Source organism: Nitrospirillum amazonense, assembly GCF_007828035.1.
Taxonomy (GTDB): Bacteria; Pseudomonadota; Alphaproteobacteria; order Azospirillales; family Azospirillaceae; genus Nitrospirillum; species Nitrospirillum amazonense.
The window spans coordinates 337214-353010 of record NZ_VITV01000005.1 but is presented as its reverse complement, the minus strand read 5'-3'; the positions used below and the strand labels follow the sequence as shown (position 1 = coordinate 353010).

At 67.8% G+C, this 15797-nt stretch carries 16 protein-coding genes; 7 read left to right on the top strand and 9 right to left on the bottom strand.

Features of this window, described 5'->3' with window-relative positions; all coding sequences use genetic code 11:
- Positions 1-22: 22 nt before the first annotated feature.
- Entirely contained in the window at positions 23-919 is an 897-nt protein-coding gene (locus FBZ87_RS16705; protein ID WP_145611443.1) for a tetratricopeptide repeat protein, read from the bottom strand.
- Positions 920-1060: 141 nt separating this feature from the next.
- Complete coding sequence (locus tag FBZ87_RS16700) at positions 1061-1612, bottom strand: DUF924 family protein (protein ID WP_246134439.1); 552 nt, start codon at positions 1610-1612, stop codon at positions 1061-1063.
- Positions 1613-1742: 130 nt separating this feature from the next.
- Here FBZ87_RS16700 and FBZ87_RS16695 point away from each other — a divergent pair, with 130 nt between their 5' ends.
- Together FBZ87_RS16695 and FBZ87_RS16690 are read left to right on the top strand one after the other, a co-directional pair.
- Positions 1743-2828: a YjgN family protein gene (locus tag FBZ87_RS16695; RefSeq protein WP_186454801.1), complete on the top strand. Its 1086-nt coding sequence runs from the start codon at positions 1743-1745 to the stop codon at positions 2826-2828.
- Entirely contained in the window at positions 2825-3877 is a 1053-nt protein-coding gene (locus FBZ87_RS16690; RefSeq protein WP_145611437.1) for a M48 family metallopeptidase, read from the top strand. The genes FBZ87_RS16695 and FBZ87_RS16690 overlap by 4 nt, the downstream gene beginning before the upstream one ends.
- A gap of 77 nt (positions 3878-3954) precedes the next feature.
- Here the strand turns inward: FBZ87_RS16690 and FBZ87_RS16685 are convergent, their stop codons facing one another.
- Genes FBZ87_RS16685 through petA form a run of 3 tightly spaced genes read right to left on the bottom strand, consistent with a single transcriptional unit; the run spans position 3955 to position 6664 of the window.
- Positions 3955-4737, bottom strand: a complete 783-nt coding sequence (locus tag FBZ87_RS16685) for a cytochrome c1 (RefSeq protein ID WP_186291152.1) — start codon at positions 4735-4737, stop codon at positions 3955-3957.
- A complete protein-coding gene (locus FBZ87_RS16680; protein WP_145611435.1) occupies positions 4737-6068 on the bottom strand; it encodes a cytochrome b in 1332 nt (443 codons plus the stop codon). The genes FBZ87_RS16685 and FBZ87_RS16680 overlap by 1 nt, the downstream gene beginning before the upstream one ends.
- 23 nt (positions 6069-6091) lie before the next feature.
- The gene (petA, locus tag FBZ87_RS16675; protein WP_040843154.1) at positions 6092-6664 is read right to left on the bottom strand and encodes a ubiquinol-cytochrome c reductase iron-sulfur subunit; all 573 of its coding nucleotides are present in this window, start codon (positions 6662-6664) and stop codon (positions 6092-6094) included.
- 290 nt (positions 6665-6954) lie between these two features.
- On the opposite strand from petA, the gene FBZ87_RS16670 reads away from it, so the two are divergent.
- Together FBZ87_RS16670 and hemF are read left to right on the top strand one after the other, a co-directional pair.
- A complete protein-coding gene (locus FBZ87_RS16670; RefSeq protein WP_145611432.1) occupies positions 6955-7464 on the top strand; it encodes a tRNA (cytidine(34)-2'-O)-methyltransferase in 510 nt (169 codons plus the stop codon).
- Positions 7465-7495: 31 nt separating this feature from the next.
- The gene (gene hemF / locus FBZ87_RS16665; protein WP_145611430.1) at positions 7496-8452 is read left to right on the top strand and encodes an oxygen-dependent coproporphyrinogen oxidase; all 957 of its coding nucleotides are present in this window, start codon (positions 7496-7498) and stop codon (positions 8450-8452) included.
- A 342-nt stretch (positions 8453-8794) separates the two neighbouring features.
- Here the strand turns inward: hemF and FBZ87_RS16660 are convergent, their stop codons facing one another.
- A complete protein-coding gene (locus FBZ87_RS16660; protein WP_145611428.1) occupies positions 8795-9340 on the bottom strand; it encodes a CREC-EF hand family protein in 546 nt (181 codons plus the stop codon).
- Between the two features lie 249 nt (positions 9341-9589).
- Here FBZ87_RS16660 and FBZ87_RS16655 point away from each other — a divergent pair, with 249 nt between their 5' ends.
- The 3 genes from FBZ87_RS16655 (at position 9590) to FBZ87_RS16645 (ending at position 12966) form a co-directional block, all read left to right on the top strand.
- Positions 9590-10576 (top strand): hypothetical protein, encoded by a 987-nt coding sequence (locus tag FBZ87_RS16655; protein ID WP_145611427.1) that lies wholly within the window; start codon positions 9590-9592, stop codon positions 10574-10576.
- Between the two features lie 352 nt (positions 10577-10928).
- A complete protein-coding gene (locus FBZ87_RS16650) occupies positions 10929-12500 on the top strand; it encodes an NAD(P)/FAD-dependent oxidoreductase (RefSeq protein WP_145611424.1) in 1572 nt (523 codons plus the stop codon).
- Between the two features lie 25 nt (positions 12501-12525).
- Complete coding sequence (locus FBZ87_RS16645; RefSeq protein WP_145611422.1) at positions 12526-12966, top strand: c-type cytochrome; 441 nt, start codon at positions 12526-12528, stop codon at positions 12964-12966.
- Between the two features lie 139 nt (positions 12967-13105).
- Here FBZ87_RS16645 and FBZ87_RS30075 read toward each other — a convergent pair whose 3' ends face one another.
- From FBZ87_RS30075 to FBZ87_RS16630, 3 genes are all read right to left on the bottom strand, one after another.
- On the bottom strand, positions 13106-14368 hold the full coding sequence (locus FBZ87_RS30075; protein WP_145611420.1) for a CCA tRNA nucleotidyltransferase: 1263 nt from the start codon (positions 14366-14368) through the stop codon (positions 13106-13108).
- Positions 14369-14461: 93 nt separating this feature from the next.
- Positions 14462-15118, bottom strand: coding sequence for a CoA pyrophosphatase (locus FBZ87_RS16635; protein WP_145611418.1), 657 nt, complete (start codon positions 15116-15118; stop codon positions 14462-14464).
- The gene (locus tag FBZ87_RS16630) at positions 15115-15765 is read right to left on the bottom strand and encodes a DUF1285 domain-containing protein (RefSeq protein ID WP_145611416.1); all 651 of its coding nucleotides are present in this window, start codon (positions 15763-15765) and stop codon (positions 15115-15117) included. Before FBZ87_RS16630 ends, FBZ87_RS16635 begins: the two co-directional genes overlap by 4 nt.
- Positions 15766-15797 lie beyond the last annotated feature (32 nt).

Below are 15797 nucleotides of genomic sequence, written 5' to 3'. Positions count from 1 at the left end.
GTGGACGCCTAGGGTCGCCAGATCACCAGCTGCTGTTGTCGCCGCCGGAGCTGCCGCTGTCGAAGCTGCTGGACGAAGACCCGCCGTCGGATGAGCCGCCCCAGCCGTCGTTGGACGATGAGCTGTTGCCGGAATCGTAGTCCGGATCGGGGCGGCGGTCGTTCTCGTACACCCGGTTCTCGGTGACGTTGTTGATCACCGTCTCGTGCACCACGGTGTCGCGATGGCCACCACCGGCCATCAGTTCGCCTGCCAGCACGCCGGTAAGGAAGCCGGTGCCCAGGCCCGGCTCCTGCACCACCACCGGGGCGTAGCCGGGCTGGCCATAGGCCGGCGGATAGGGCGGCGGCACCGGACCGGCGGGGGCGGGACGATAGCCGCCACCGTAAGCGGGACTGGCGCGCCGAAAGACCAGGTAGATGGCCAGGGCGGCCAACAGCAGGCCGCCCACGACCAGGATGACGGTCAGGCCGCTGTCTCCCTCCGCGCGCGGGGGCGGTGCGGCCTGCACGGCGGTGTGGGTTGGCGGCGCGGGCTGGGCCGGGGCCGCCTGGACGGCCGGCTTCAGGAAGGATTGCTCGCGCGCCAGGTGCTGCTGGAAGGTCTCCGGGCTGCGGGCGAAGTGCAGGCTGGGGTCGATCTTGCGCGCCAGCTCCAGCTCGCCCACCGCGTCCTGATGGCGGCCTTCCAGGCCCAGCACCTCACCCAGGTCGTAATGGGCGCGGGCGCTGTCGCCATGCTCCCGCACCACCTCGCGCAGCATGTGCTCGGCGGCCGGCAGGTCCCCCGCGTCCACCGCCTTCTTCACCTGTTCCGGCGACGGGGCTGCCCATGACGGGGTGACCCCGGCCAGCATGAGCCCCATGGCCAATCCCAGCAGTAAACCAGCCTTATTGGCCGCCTTGGCGTGTGTGGTCATGTCCCGCTCCCCGCGATGAATATCCAGACCGTTCAATATGGTAGCGGCGATCCATCGGCGGCGATAGCACCCTCTTCGGGGTGCGGCCATCGGCCGGGGCGACAGGCCCGCCGCCAAAAGCCCGTCGCCAGAATCCTGCCGTTAGAAGCCCGCCCCCGGCTGATCCAGGTAGTCCCGCTCCGCCGCCGTGCAGGCGCGGCCCAGGATGCCGTTGCGGTGGGGGAAGCGGCCGAAGCGGCGGATGACCTCGCGGTGGCGTTCGGCATAGTCCAGGTGTTGGCCGGCGCCGATGCGCTCCGCCACCAGGGCGACGCAGCAGTCCTGCAGCACAATCTCCTCCGCGTGCTCGAACGGCAGGTAGAAGAACAGGCGCCGGTCCACCGGCTGTTCCAGGTCCTGTGCGCGGGCCACCGCCCGGGTGGCCAATTCCTGCGCCCGCGCGTCGGTGGCGAAGGCCAGCGCGTCGCCCCGGAACAGGTTGCGCGGCACCTGGTCCAGCAGGATCAGCAGGGCCAGCGCCCCGTCCGAGGTATCGGCCCAGGCGTCCAGCGCCCCTTCGGCCGCGGCGTGATAGCTGTCGGCCAGCCGGTCGCGGATGCGCGCGTCGATGTCCGCCCCGCCGCTGAACCAATCGTCCGGCGTCAGTTCCCCGAACCAGAAGGCCAGAACCTCCGCCGCCGTCACCACGCCCATGCCGCCCACCCTTGACAGGATTGCCAAATCCGCAACATCGCATCCATTGCGTGTGTTGTTTACCAAAATTTCAGCTACAGTAATGACGCGGCCCACCGGGGAACAGGCCGCGCTATCGCATGGGGGAACAATGCCTGACTCTGTCGATGTGTCCAACGCCGCGGACAGCCCGGCGCATGGTGGTTCGCATGCCTTCCGTTTCCACGGCACGGGTCGCGAGTATTTCTCTATCTGGATCGTGAACCTGCTGCTGACCATCGTCACCCTGGGCATCTACTCGCCCTGGGCCAAGGTCCGCAGCCAGCGCTATTTCCATGAGGCGACGGAGCTGGCGGGTGCCCGATTCGGCTATCACGCCCGCCCGCTGTCCATCCTGATCGGGCGCATCATCGTCCTGGTCCTGTTCGTGCCCTACGCCATCCTGGCCAAGATCCAGTCGCCCTATGCACTGGTGTACGTCCCCGTCCTGCTGGTGGCGGGCCCTTGGATCATCGTCAAGGCGCTACGCTTTCGCCTGCGCGTCACCTCTTACCGGGGCGTTCGCTTCAGCTTCTCGCATGAGGCCGGCGTCATGAGCGGGGCCTACCTCAACTTCCTCGGCCTGCCCATCCTGGGCGGCATAACCCTGGGCCTGCTCTATCCCTACGTCCTGCACCAGCAGTACCGTTGGATGGTGGACAACAGCCGCTACGGCGCCACGCCGCTGCGCATGGCGCCTGCCGTGGGGCGCTTCTATCTGTTGTCACTGATACTGGTGGCCGCTTTACTCCTGTTCGGCGGTGGCATCGCGGCCATCTTCTTCTCCATCGTGCAGGCCGCCAAGACCGATGGGGACCTGTCATCGGCGCATTACGCCACCTTCCTGCTTATTCCCGTCCTTTACGCAGGGCTTTTCCTGGTATCGGTCACGGTCGCCCTGTGGCTGGCCAAGACAGTGGTGCAGCGCCTGTCCCTGGCGGACGTCACCCTGTCGGCCGGCTGGCAACTGGGCCCGGTGCTGTGGCTGTACGTCAGTAACGGCCTGCTGCTGGTCTTCACCCTGGGCTTCGCCTACCCCTGGGTCCGCTGCCGCACTGCCCGCTATGTGCTGGAACACCTGACGGTCCACGCCCCGACGGGCCTGGACAGCTTCGTCGCTGGCGCGCAGAGCGAGACCGGCGCGTTCGGCGACCAGGCGGCGGCCTTCTTCGACATCGACGTCGGGATCGGCTTTTGACGGCCGACGCCCCACACGCCACCGGGACGGGCCGACTGTACCGCGCCGGGCTGTCCCGGGCGGAAACGGTCACCGTGCGCGCAGGCCCCCAGGGGCTGGTCCTGTCCGGCATGGACGGGGATGAGGCGCGCACAGTCCCCCGACACACCCTGACCATCGTCCCGCCCGTCGGCGGAAACTATTGGCGGTTCGACTTCGCCAACGGCGACACGCTGGAGGTCATCGGCGGCGGCCCGCTGGCGGCGGCGCTAGGCCACAAGCCCGGCCTGCTGTCCCGGCTGGAGGGGTCGTGGCGCCTGGCGCTGGCCAGCGTGCCCGCGCTGCTGGGCCTGGGGGCCGCCACCTGGTATTGGGGCGTACCCTGGGCCGCCGACCTGGCGGCGGTACACACACCGCCCTGGGTGGAGCGCAAGCTGACCGACGCCGGGCTGAGCCTGATCTTCCGGGATGAGAAGGAGCGGACGACCGTCGACCCCGCCCGCCAGAAGCGGTTGGCCGGCATCCTGGCCAACATGGTGGGAGCGCAGGACGGCCAGGCCTACCGCCTGCATTTCCTGAACAGCCCCCTGATCGGTCCCAACGCCTTCGCCCTGCCCGGCGGCGACATCATCGTCACCGACCAGCTGCTGAAGATTCTGGACGATGAGGAGGTGGCGGCCGTGCTGGCGCATGAGGTGGGCCACGTGCGCCACCGCCACGGCCTGCGCCTGGCGCTACGCGCCAGCGGCCTGTCCGTGCTGGCCGCCGTGGCCGTGGGCGACGCCAGCACCGCCGGCCATTTCCTGGTGGGGGCGCCCGTGCTGTTGCTGAACCTGCGCTTCACCCGCGAATTCGAGGCGGAGGCCGACGCTGACGCCCTGGCGTGGCTGTCTCGCGATCCGTCGCGCAGCCCCTGCGCCTTCGCCCGCGCCCTGCGCAAGATCGTCGACAGCCCGGAGGTGAAGCAGGCAGCGGCCATCGCCGGCCACCTTCCCAGCTGGCTGGCGACCCACCCCATGACGGAGGAACGGCTGCGCCCCTTCGACGCCGCCTGCCCCGCCAAGATCTGATCGACATCACCCAAAATGGAAAGGGCGCCCCGGTCATCCCGGAGCGCCCTTTTTCAATCCCGCAAGGGATGACCCGCTTAGTGCTGGTCCGCCCACACGGCGCGCTTGGCGGCATAGAGGATGCCGGCCAGCACGATCAGGAAGATCATGACCTTAAGGCCCATCTGGTGGCGGGCTTCCAGGTTGGGCTCGGCCGCCCAGGCCAGGAAGGTCGCCACGTCCTTGGCCTGCTGCTCCACCGTGGCCTTGGTGCCGTCGGCGAAGGTCACGCCACCGTCCGACAGGGGCGGCGGCATGGCGATGACATGGCCGGGGAAGGCCTTGTTGTAGTTGCCGCCCGACGGGACGGTGAAACCGGCGGGGGCCGGTTCGAAGCCCGTCATCAGGGCGACGATGTAATCCTCACCCCCCTTGCGCGCCTTCACGATCAGCGACAGGTCTGGCGGGGCCTTGCCGCCGTTGGCGGCGGCGGCGGCCTTCTCGTTGGGGAACGGGGCCTTGAAGTGGTCGGCCGGCACGCCCTTGCGGGTGAACATCTCACCCTCGTCATTGGGCCCGTCGGTCATGTCGTAGCCGGCGGCGATGGCGGTGATCTCCGCCTCGTTGTACCCCAGCGCGCTGAGATTGCGGTACGACAGCAGGTTCATGGAATGGCAGGCGGAGCAGACTTCCTTATAGACTTGGAAGCCGCGCTGCAGCGCCTTGCGGTCGAAGGTGCCGAAGATGTTGCTGAAACCGCGGGTTACACCGCCGTGGCTCCATTCGTTCTTCGGGTACTCCATCTCTTCGCTGGCGACCGCGGGGGCGGCCGCAGCGACGGCGACGAGACCGGCGAGGATCAGGGACCGAAGACGACGCATCAGGCTTTCTCCATCGGCTTGGCGGTAGCACCGGCGGCCGAGGCCCCACCGCCCAGAACGGGTTTGGCGATGCTGGCCGGCAGCGGCAGGGGCTTCTCGATCAGGCCGACGAACGGCAGCGACAGGAAGAAGCCGAAATAAACGAGGGTGGCGAACTGGCCGACATAGACCAGCGGGATTTCCAGGCCGCCCAGGTGCCAGGCGGCGTCGGCCGTCTGGGCGCCCACGTACATCAGCAGGAAGAAGGCGACCAGGAAGGCCAGGATGCCCTTCTTGAAGATGGGACGGAAGCGGGCGCTGCGCACCGGCGAGGTGTCCAGCCAGGGCAGGATGAACAGGATGGCGATGGAGCCGAACATGGCGATGACGCCACCCAGCTTGGCCTCGATCAGCTTCAGCCCGGTGAAGGGGATGGAGATGTCGAAGGTGATGGAGCGCAGGATCGCGTAATAGGGCAGGAAGTACCACTCCGGCACGATGTGCGGCGGGGTCACCATCGGGTTCGCCTGGATGTAGTTGTCCGGCTCACCGAAGAAGTTGGGGGCGTAGAAGACGAAGGCGGCGAAGATGGCCAGGTACACCACCGTACCGAAGCTGTCCTTCACCGTGTAGTAGGGGTGGAAGGGCAGCGTGTCCTGCGGGCCCTTGGGCTCGACGCCCAGCGGGTTGTTGGAACCGGTGACATGCAGCGCGGCCACGTGCAGGAACACGACGGCGGCGATGACGAAGGGCAGCAGGTAGTGCAGGGCGAAGAAGCGGTTCAGCGTCGGGTTGTCGACGGAGAAGCCGCCCCACAGCAGGGTCACGATGTCCTGGCCCACCAGCGGCAGGGCCGAGAACAGGTTGGTGATGACGGTGGCGCCCCAGAAGCTCATCTGGCCCCACGGCAGCACGTAGCCCATGAAGGCGGTGGCCATCATCAGCAGGAAGATCACCACGCCGATCATCCACAGCAGCTCACGCGGCTTCTTGTAGGAGCCGTAGTAGAGGCCGCGGAAGATGTGGATGTAAACGGCGATGAAGAAGAACGACGCGCCGTTCATGTGGATGTAGCGGATCAACCAGCCGAAGTTCACGTCGCGCATGATGCGCTCGACGGAGTTGAAGGCCAGGTTGGTATTGGGCGTGTAGTGCATCGCCAGCACGATGCCGGAGACGATCATCGTCACCAGCATGATCATGGCGATGGCGCCGAAGTTCCAGAAGTAGTTGAAGTTGCGCGGGGTGGGAAACACCCCGTATTCCTTCTGGATCATCGTGAAGATCGGCAGGCGCTGGTCGAGCCAGTTGACCACCGGATTCTTGAAAGAGGATGAAGGGCCGTGAGCCATTTCTCGCTCCCTGGGGGTCCGGCTTAGCCGATACGGATCGAAGTGTCGGTCTTGAACGCGTAGCTGGGCACTTCCAGGTTACGCGGCGCGGGACCCTTGCGGATGCGGCCGGATGTGTCGTAGACCGAACCATGGCAGGGGCAGAACCAGCCGCCGTACTCGCCGCGGGGATCGGAATTCTTCTGGCCCAGCGGGATGCAGCCCAGGTGGGTGCAGATGCCGACGACCACCAGCCATTCGGGCTTCTTGGCGCGGTCCGCGTCCTTCTGCGGGTCGCGCAGTTCGGAGACGTTCACGTCCGTGGCGGACTTGATTTCCTCGGGCGTCCGGTGGCGGATGAACACCGGCTTGCCCCGCCAGGTCACGGTGATGGACTGACCCACCTGCACCGGCGCCAGGTCCACGTCGGTGCTGGCCAGCGCCAGGGTGTCGGCCGCGGGGTTCAGGCTGTCGATGAAGGGCCAAACGGTGACGGCGGCGCCCACGACACCGGTCGCGGCGGCAGCCAAGTATATGAAATCGCGGCGCGAGGGATCCCCGCCGCTGTGAGAGCCGCTCCCCGGCCCGTGCCCGGCCGTCTGGGTCGTGTCCGCCATACCAAGCTTCTCCTCGAAGTCAGGGGGCACCTGAAAACGCCCCGGCGCCCGCCTCACAAGGGTTTCCCAATGTTCTTATATCCTTACCCAAGCGGACCAGCCTTGCGCAGGCCCACGGCGAATAAGGTTGACGGCCGGCGTCTTGTCCGGTCGCGGTAAATCCATATACATGCCGCCTACGGCCTTGGGAAGCGTATGAATGTGCCCTCAACGCTATTCTTAGCTGCACAAGCGAAAGGTTTGGCGGCTTAAGAGCTAGTCTTTCCAATAACTTATCGGACTACTTTCCCGTGCGGATCGCCCTTTACCAACCCGACATCCCCCAGAACGCCGGAACCTTGATGCGCCTTGGCGCCTGCCTGAATGTGGGCGTCGACATCATCGAGCCGTGCGGATTCGTTCTGGACGATAAACGCCTGCGCCGGTCGGGCATGGACTACCTGGAGGGTGTGGATCTGGTGCGCCATACCTCCTGGACTGCGTTCGAGACGCGTCGGCGGGCGAACGGTCAATCCCAGGGCGACGCAGGGCAGCCCTCCCCCGGGCGGGGCGGGTCCGTGCCCCGTCTGCTGCTACTGACCACCCGCGCAGCCCTGTGCTACACCGATTTCGTCTTCCAGCCGGACGACATCCTGCTGCTGGGCCGGGAATCAGCCGGTGTGCCGGAGGAGGTGCACGCCGCCGCCGACGCCCGCCTCGCCATCCCCTTGCGCCCGGGCTTGCGCTCGCTCAACGTTGCCATGGCCGCCGCCATGGTGGTGGGCGAGGCCATCCGCCAGCTGGACGCCTGGCCCCGTTGACCTCTGGAACCTGCCTACCTGGAACCCATCGATGACCGACATTCCCCTGTCCTCGAGCCTTCTGCCCGCCGACGCGCTGGCCGGCGACGCCCCTCTGGCGGAGGAGCGCAAGGCCCGGGCATCCGCCTGGTTCCAGGATCTGCGCGACCGCATCTGCGCCGCCTTCGAGGCCATCGAGGATGAGGCCGCCGCCCTGCCCGCCTATGGCGATGGCGCACCGGGCCGGTTCGAACGCAAGGCCTGGGCCAGATCAACAGAAACGGGGCCGGATGCCGAGGGCGAGCACCACGGCGGTGGCGGCGTCATGTCGCTGATGCGCGGCCGGGTGTTCGAGAAGGTGGGCGTCAACATCTCCACCGTCCACGGCACCTTCTCCGAGGAATTCCGCGCCCAGATCCCGGGGGCGGCCACCACCGGCCGCTTCTGGGCCAGCGGCATCAGTCTGGTGGCGCACATGCGCAGCCCCCTGGTGCCCGCCGTGCACATGAACACCCGCCACCTGGTGACGGAGCAGGCCTGGTTCGGCGGCGGCGCCGACCTGACGCCCATGTTTCTGGACAGTGCCGAGACGGCGGAGGACGCCGCCACCTTCCACGCGGCGCTGAAGGCCGCCTGCGACGCGCATGGCGCCGACTACTACACCCGCTTCAAGGAGTGGTGCGACCGCTACTTCTTCCTGCCCCACCGCAACGAGCCGCGCGGCGTGGGCGGCATCTTCTACGACCGGCACGACACCGGCGACTGGGAGGCCGACTTCTCCTTCACCAAGGCCGTGGGTCAGGCCTTCCTGGATGTCTATCCCCTGATCGTGCGCCGGCGCCTGGGGATGCCCTGGACGGATGCGCAGCGCCACCACCAGCTGGTGCGCCGGGGCCGGTATGTGGAGTTCAACCTGCTGCACGACCGCGGCACCCTGTTCGGCCTGAAAACCGGCGGCAACATCGAGGCCATCCTGATGAGCCTGCCGCCGGAAGTTAAATGGCCGTAAGCGCAACCTGACCTGAGCGTACCACCCCAGCGGCAAGGCCGCTGGTAGCCCGCGACTGCGGGCGCCGAAGATTTCCGGGGAGCAAGGCGGACTGGAAATCGAGGACAAGGCAAGGACGCGGATGCGTCCGCCCGCCGTCTGAGGGCGAAAAACAAGGGCCCCGAGGACATCACCCCGGGGCCCGATAAAAAGAGCCGGTCGGCGGAAGGGGAAAGGAGGCCGCCATTCCACCCGTCGCGCCACACGACTAGCGCGCCGCCGACCGGCTGTACGGTGCCCTGTCTGAACGGGGGCGAGGGCTCCGCATCGCCCAGGCCCCAGGCACCGATAGGAATTCGAAACTCAGGGCGCCTTGCCAGCCTCGGCCGTCTTGTCGGACTGGGCCTTGTCCAGCAAGGGCTTGAAGGCGGCGGCCAGGGCCACGTCGGCCTGGTCCACCTTCTGGTCGCCGTTCTTGTCGTGGAAGCCGAACATGCGCCAGCCGGACGCCATGAACTCCTCCCGCGACATCTTCTGATCCCCATCCAGGTCGATGGCGACGAAGCGGATGTGGGTTTGCTTCAGTTGCTGGGCCTTGCGTTCCGGCGTCCCGTTCTCCTTGTTCAGCCGCGCCTCGAACTCGGCGGTGTATTCCGCCTCGCTCACCCAGCCGTCGCCGTTGGTGTCCAGCGCCGTGAACTGCCGGTCGCGCACCGCCTGGTATTCCTGGGCGGTGACCACGCCGTCGCCGTTCCGGTCATGCTCCTTGATGAAGCTGGCGATGTCGTGCGACGCGGCCCAAGCGACGCGAACAGGGGCCACACCGGTGGCCAGCAGCGCAGCGCCGACCAGCGTGGTCGCGGCGAAACGTGCGGGGCTGCGGGCAAAAGCGCGGCGGTTGGGGGCCATGATGGGGAAATCCTTGGAAATGGGTATCGATAACGGGTGTCGGCGTCCCACGCTGCCCCCACGCCGCGTCCCTCGGCGTCCGCATTATCAGTAATGATAGTCATTCTCATTTGCAAGGAGAAAATTTGCGGTGCCGTGGTGGTCATGCCGCCCCTCCGCAAAAACGGCCTGCTATTCTTAAGAGAAAATCTGAGGGCAAAGCGCTCGTGTATACACCCTATAGCAAAGCAACCTTTGGGGGAGATATCCATGACAAGCCCAACCATCACCTACAACGACATCCTGCCGCCCAACTCCTTCGTGACCGGCATCCGCCAGGATGGCGGCGACGGACAGCCGGTCGTCCTGTCCGGCAATTACCAGCCGACCGGCGGCGGCAAGCCGCAGGCGATGCTGTATCGCGGGCCGCTATATCCCACGGACAGCAACGGCATCTTCCCGTTCTTGCCCGCCTTCCCTGGGCAGACCATCGTCACCTCGACCTTCTATGGCCCCAACACCGCCCTGTTCGACCCAAGCCTGGGTCAGGGCAACGTGCGGGCGGTGGGCAGCTACCAGTACGAGGAAGGCGGCAAGGGCGACCATGGCATGATCTACCAGGGGCCGCTGGACGGGTCAGGCACCTGGACCCAGATCGACGTGCCCGCCGACGTCGCCGGCGGCACCGTGGCCAACACCCTGGCGCACAGCACCATGGGCGACCTGGTGGTGGGCAATTACGACCTGGCGGGCAAGCCCGGTTCCGGCAACGGTTTCATCTACAACGTGGTGACCGGCACCTTTCAAGTGCTGTACATCGGTGCCCTGGCCACCCTGTACGGCATCTGGCAGAACGGCCCCAAGGACCCGGCCCCCTACACGCTGGCCGGCGGCTATAAGCAGGGACACGACCTGAACACCGGCCTGCTGGCAGACTACGACCCCGCCACCGGCGAACTCAGCCGCCTCACCGCGCTGAGCTATGAGGGCAAACCCGGCGTCGTCACCCATTTCGAGGGCATCAGCGGCGTACCCGGCGGTTATGCCCTGGCGGCCACCACCGACGCCGGCGGCGCGTTCGTCCATGTCGACCGCCTGGCCGATGGCGGCTTCGGTCCGGCGCGCTGGCTGGCCGCCGCCAACCCGGCCAGCACCAGCATCAGCACCGCCAACTCCATCCTGCGCAACAATCTGGTCGGCATCTACCACCCCGCCAGCGGCGGCGTGCAAAGCTACGTGGCCACGCTGGCGGACTGAGCCCCGGCTGAGTGGCGCCCAAGGGAGTGGCGCCCAGGGGAGTGGCGCCCATCGGATTGACAGCCCCGCCGGCCCATGCAACGCTGACTGGCCGTCGGTTGATCACGGTTTCACCGGACCGGCGGGGCATCAAACAACGGGCACTTACGTCAACAAATTCAATCATCTGGCTGTGGAATCCGAAGTGTGCCTGCGCATCGCGCGCGGGACGGAACGGGTGTCCCAATCATTTTCGGGCCAATTTTCGCAAGACCAGGGAACCGGCGCCGCCAAGGCCGCCGGAGCGATAAAACGGGGAGACTCGCCGCCCTTCAAAAATAATGGAGGCGGAACGGGCATGGGTTTTAGGGACATGAAAAGGCGCGACCTGCTGAGCCTGATCGGCACGGTGGCGGGCAGCGCCGTGATGTATCAGGCGGCCACCAGCCTGGGCCTGGCGGCGGAAACCACCTACAAGGGCCCCATCAAGCTGGACGGTGACGCGAAGGGCGCGTCCATCCTGATCCTGGGCGCCGGCGTGGCCGGCCTGGTGGCGGCGATCGAGCTGCGCAAGGCGGGGTACAAGGTCCAGGTGCTGGAGTACCGGGAGAAGGCCGGCGGCCGCAGCTGGTCCCTGCGCGGCGGCGATACCTACACCGAGCTGGGCGGCTTCAAGCAGACGGTGGGCTTCGACCCGGGGCTGTACATCAACCCCGGCCCCTGGCGCATCCCCTACCACCACCGCGCCGTGCTGGATTACTGCCACCGCTACGGCGTCGCGCTGGAGCCGTTCAACCAGGTCAACTACAACGCCTATCTCCATTCCGCCAAGGCCTACGGCGGCAAGCCGCAGCGCTTCCGGGAGATCCAGGCCGACTATCACGGCCATGTGGCGGAGCTGCTGGCCAAGCTGACCCACCAGAACGCCCTGGACGGCACGGTCACCAAGGAAGACCAGGAAAAGCTGCTGGAATCGCTGCGTGCCTGGGGCGGGCTGGACAAGAATTACGCCTATGCCGCCAGCCTGGACTCCAGCAACGTGCGCGGCTACGAGAAGGCGCCCGGCGGCGGCGTGAACGGCGCGCCGGTGCCCTCCACCCCCGCCAGCCTCAGCGACGTCATGCAGGGCGGCCTGTGGCGTTTCCTGGGCATGGGCCTGAGGGATGAGTTCCAGTCCACCATCTTCCAGCCGGTGGGCGGCATGGACCAGTTCCCCGCCGCCCTGGCGCGGCAGGTGAAGGACCTGATCCGCTTCAACACCAAGGTGACGCAAATCCACCAGGACGACCACGGCGTCACCGTCACCTATACCGACACCGTGAAGGGCGGCGCGCCGCAGACGGCCAAGGCCGACTGGTGCCTGTGCACCATCCCCCTGTCGGTGCTGAGCCAGATCAAGCTGAACGTAGGGCCCAAGATGGCGAACGCCATCAGCGCCGTGCCCTATGAGGCCGCCGCCAAGGTGGGCCTGCAGTTCAAGCGCCGCTTCTGGGAACAGGACGAGGCCATCTACGGCGGCATCAGCTTCACCGACCTGCCCATCGCCATGATCGGCTACCCCAACAGCGGCTATGGCAGCCCGGGCAAAGGCGTGCTGCTGGGCACCTACGTCTTCGGCGCCTATGCCATGGAATACACCGCCATGCCGCCGGAGGAGCGTATCAAGCGCGCCCTTGCCTATGGCGCCCAGATCCATCCGCAATACACCAAGGAATTCGACACCGGCGTGGCCGTGGGCTGGCATCGCGTGCCCTGGACCCTGGGCTGCCACGCCTCATGGACCGAGGAGACGCGGGCCGCGCATTACCAGGACCTGTGCCAGGTGGACGGGCGAATCGCCCTGGCGGGCGAGCATGCCAGCTACATCACCGGCTGGCAGGAGGGGGCGGTCCTGTCCTCCCTCGACGCCGTCACCCGCCTGCACCAGCGGGTCGTGACGGCTTGACGCCCCCTATCCCGAGAGACAATCCATGACGATCTTCAAGTCTTTCACGATCAAGGCAGCCGGCCTGACGGCGCTGCTGACCGGCCTTTATGGTGCGGCGGGGGCCCTGCCCCATCCGGCCCATGCCCAGGCGTCGGACGCCAGCTCCGCCGCTTTCGCCAGCCCCCGCCACTTCGGCCAGAAGGACGGCGCCGCGCTGTACCAGGCCATCTGCCAGGGCTGCCACATGCCGGACGCCAAAGGCGCCACTGGCGCCGGCACCTACCCCGCCCTGGCCGGCAACCCCAACCTGGAGGCGGCGGGCTATCCCGTCGCCATGGTGGTGCACGGCCAGAAGGCCATGCCCCCCATCGGGGAGTTCCTGGATGACGACCAGGTGGCGGCGGTGGTGAACTACGTCCGTACCCACTTCGGCAACCACTACACCGACGCGGTCACGGCGGCCGATGTGAAGGCGGCCAGATAGGCATCCCCTCAATCGCCAGGCGCCAGCATTCGCTGGCTTGGCTATCCTCCCTTTCCGGTCCACTTCGTTCCCCGGAAAGGTCCGGCGGCCACGGTCGCGGCCTACAGCGGCATGAGCGGTAAGGCTCATGCCGCTGCCATCAACTCCCGCTCGGCGACGATGGTGATTGAAACAGCCGCCGCTCCAGCTCCGCCAGGCAGGCGTCGCGGTCGGGCTGGAAGTCGTGGGCGATCCACCAGCGCTCCAGCTCGCCCATCAGGCGGCCAACCTCCGGCCCCGGGGCCTGACCCCTATCCAGGATGTCCTGGCCGCGCAAGGGGAAGGGGATTTCCTGCCAGGCCGACGCCTCGGCCAGGGGCTCGAACAGCTCGAAGGCCGGCGTGCCCATGGCGGCCGCCGACAGCAGCAGCACGGCGCGGTAAATCTCCGGCCCCAGGCGGTGCAGGGCGATGCGCCGCGACTTGAACGGCAGATCGGGATGCACGTCCACCGCCGGGGCGGCGATGGCCGCCAGCCGGTCGCGCTGGAAGTTGGAGAAGCGCAGCCGGTCGGCCACCGCCTCCGCCGCGCTGTGGGCCAGGGGGCCGGCCGGCAGCAGCGCCGCCAGGCGGGCCAGCGGCTCCGTCTCCCCCACCATCCATTCCAGGCGGTCCAGCGCCGCCAGGCGGTCCACCGCCACGGCCTGGGGCAGGACATGCTCCATGATCCCCTGATCGACCATGATGCGCCAGACGTCGGCGGCGCGGTCCGTGGCCAGCAGCTTCAGCAGCTCTTCCCGCACGCGCTCCCCTGACAGGCCGCCGACCAGAGGGGCCAGGCGGGTACAAGCGTCCAGCGCCGCCGCGTCCGGCGGGCCCTTGCCCAGGCGGGCGTAGAAGCGGAAGAAGCGCAGCAGGCGCAGCACGTCCTCGCGGATGCGGGTCTCGGCGTCGCCGATGAAGCGCACGCGCCCCGCCGTCAGGTCGGGCACGCCGCCGAAGGGGTCGTACAGCTCGCCATCCACGGTCAGCGACATGGCGTTGAAGGTGAAGTCACGGCGGGCGGCATCGGCCAGCCAGTCGTCGGTGAAGGCCACCCGCGCGCTCCGCCCGAACGTCTCCACATCCTGGCGCAGGGTGGTGATCTCGAACGTCTCGTTGCCGATGATGGCGGTGACGGTGCCATGCTTCAGGCCGGTGGGCACGACGCGGATGCCGTCGGCCTTGAGCCGGCGCATCACCTCCTCCGGCGGCAGGGGGGTGGCGATGTCGATGTCGGCCGCCTGGATTTCCAGCAGGCAATCCCGCACGCAGCCACCGACGAATCGCGCCTCCTGCCCGGTGCGCATCAGGGACTGCAGGACACGGCGGCTGGCCACGGAAGCCAGCGGGCCCGTGGGCACCAGGGAGCGGACGGAGGTCATGACGCCTTAAGGTTGTATTTTATCGCAATTTTATCAAGGATCCGCGCTCCCGGCAACGGCTGCGCCCAGGATACGGGCGGCCCGGCACGGGCATCAGCCGGGCAGTCCCAGCACCTCGCACAGGTTCACCAGCATCCCCGCCGTGGCGCCCCAGATGTAGCGGTCGTTGTAGGGGAAGACCCAGAAGTGCCGGAGGGCGCCCTTGAACTCGCGGGACTGCCGCTGGCGGCTGCCGGGATCCAGGATGAAGCTGAGCGGCACCTCGAACACTTCCTGCACCTCGAACGGGTCGGGCTGCAGGAAAAACGGCGGGTTGACCAGCCCCACCACCGGCACCACGCGGAAGCCGGTGCGGGTGTAGTAGGTATCCAGCCGACCGACCACCTCCACCTGGGTGGGGGCCAGCCCCACCTCCTCCTCCGTCTCGCGCAGCGCGGTGGCGATGGCGTCGGTGTCCTCAGGCTCCACCCGGCCGCCGGGGAAGCTGATCTGGCCGCCATGGGCCGCCAGGTGGGCGCTGCGCTGGGTCAGCAGCACGGTCATGCCCTCCGGCCGGTCAACCAGGGGCACCAGCACGGCCGCGTCGCGCACCGTCGGTGGCGGATCGAACACGCCGCCAACATCCACCTCGTTGCCGTCGCGGTCCCCCCGGGCGCCGATGCCCGGCCCCTCGAACGCGAAGGCCCCCTCGTGCCGGCCCCCTTGGGGGCCTTGGGCGAAAGCGCGGCGGATCGCCGCCGCCGCCGTCATGCCGGCTCCAACCGGAAGAACACGCCTTGGCTCCATACCCCGGCCGGGCCGTATCCCCCCACCGGGCCGTCGCCCCCTGCGGCCCCCTCTGCCGCCAAGGCCATGTCGGCCAGCTCATAGAACACCGGGCGGTTCAAGCGCGCCTCCAACCCGCGGCCGATGTCGCCGCGCACGTGAATGTAGGGGCTGGGCTCCCCCGTCGCCGGATCGATCGCCACCCGAATCGGATGCTCCGCCCCGGCCGTTACCCAGTGGTCCAGGTTGGTGCGGAAGGACAGGGCCTGGCCCCGCCCCTCGCCCTCGCGCCGCATCTCTACCGCCACGAAGGGCGCGTCATCCACCCGGATGCGGCCCCGCTCCGCCGGGGTGATGAGCCAATAGTCCCCCGCCTCGTCCCGCCGCAGGACGGTGGAGAACAGCTTGACCAGGGGCAGCCGGCCAATGGGGCTGCCGTGGTAAAACCAGGTGCCGTCGCGGGCGATGCGGATGTCGTAGCCTTCATCCGGCCGGGTGTCGGGCGCACCGTCGCCGGGCGCGCGCGCCGCGCGCAGGCCGGCCAGATCGGCGGGACCTTCCGAGGCGGTGGCGGGTTTGTCCGCGGCGTCCTGGCCGGTTCCAGGACCGGCATCGGGCTTGCTTTCCGTCATGACGCAATCAACCATCAAGCCAAAAGGTCCGC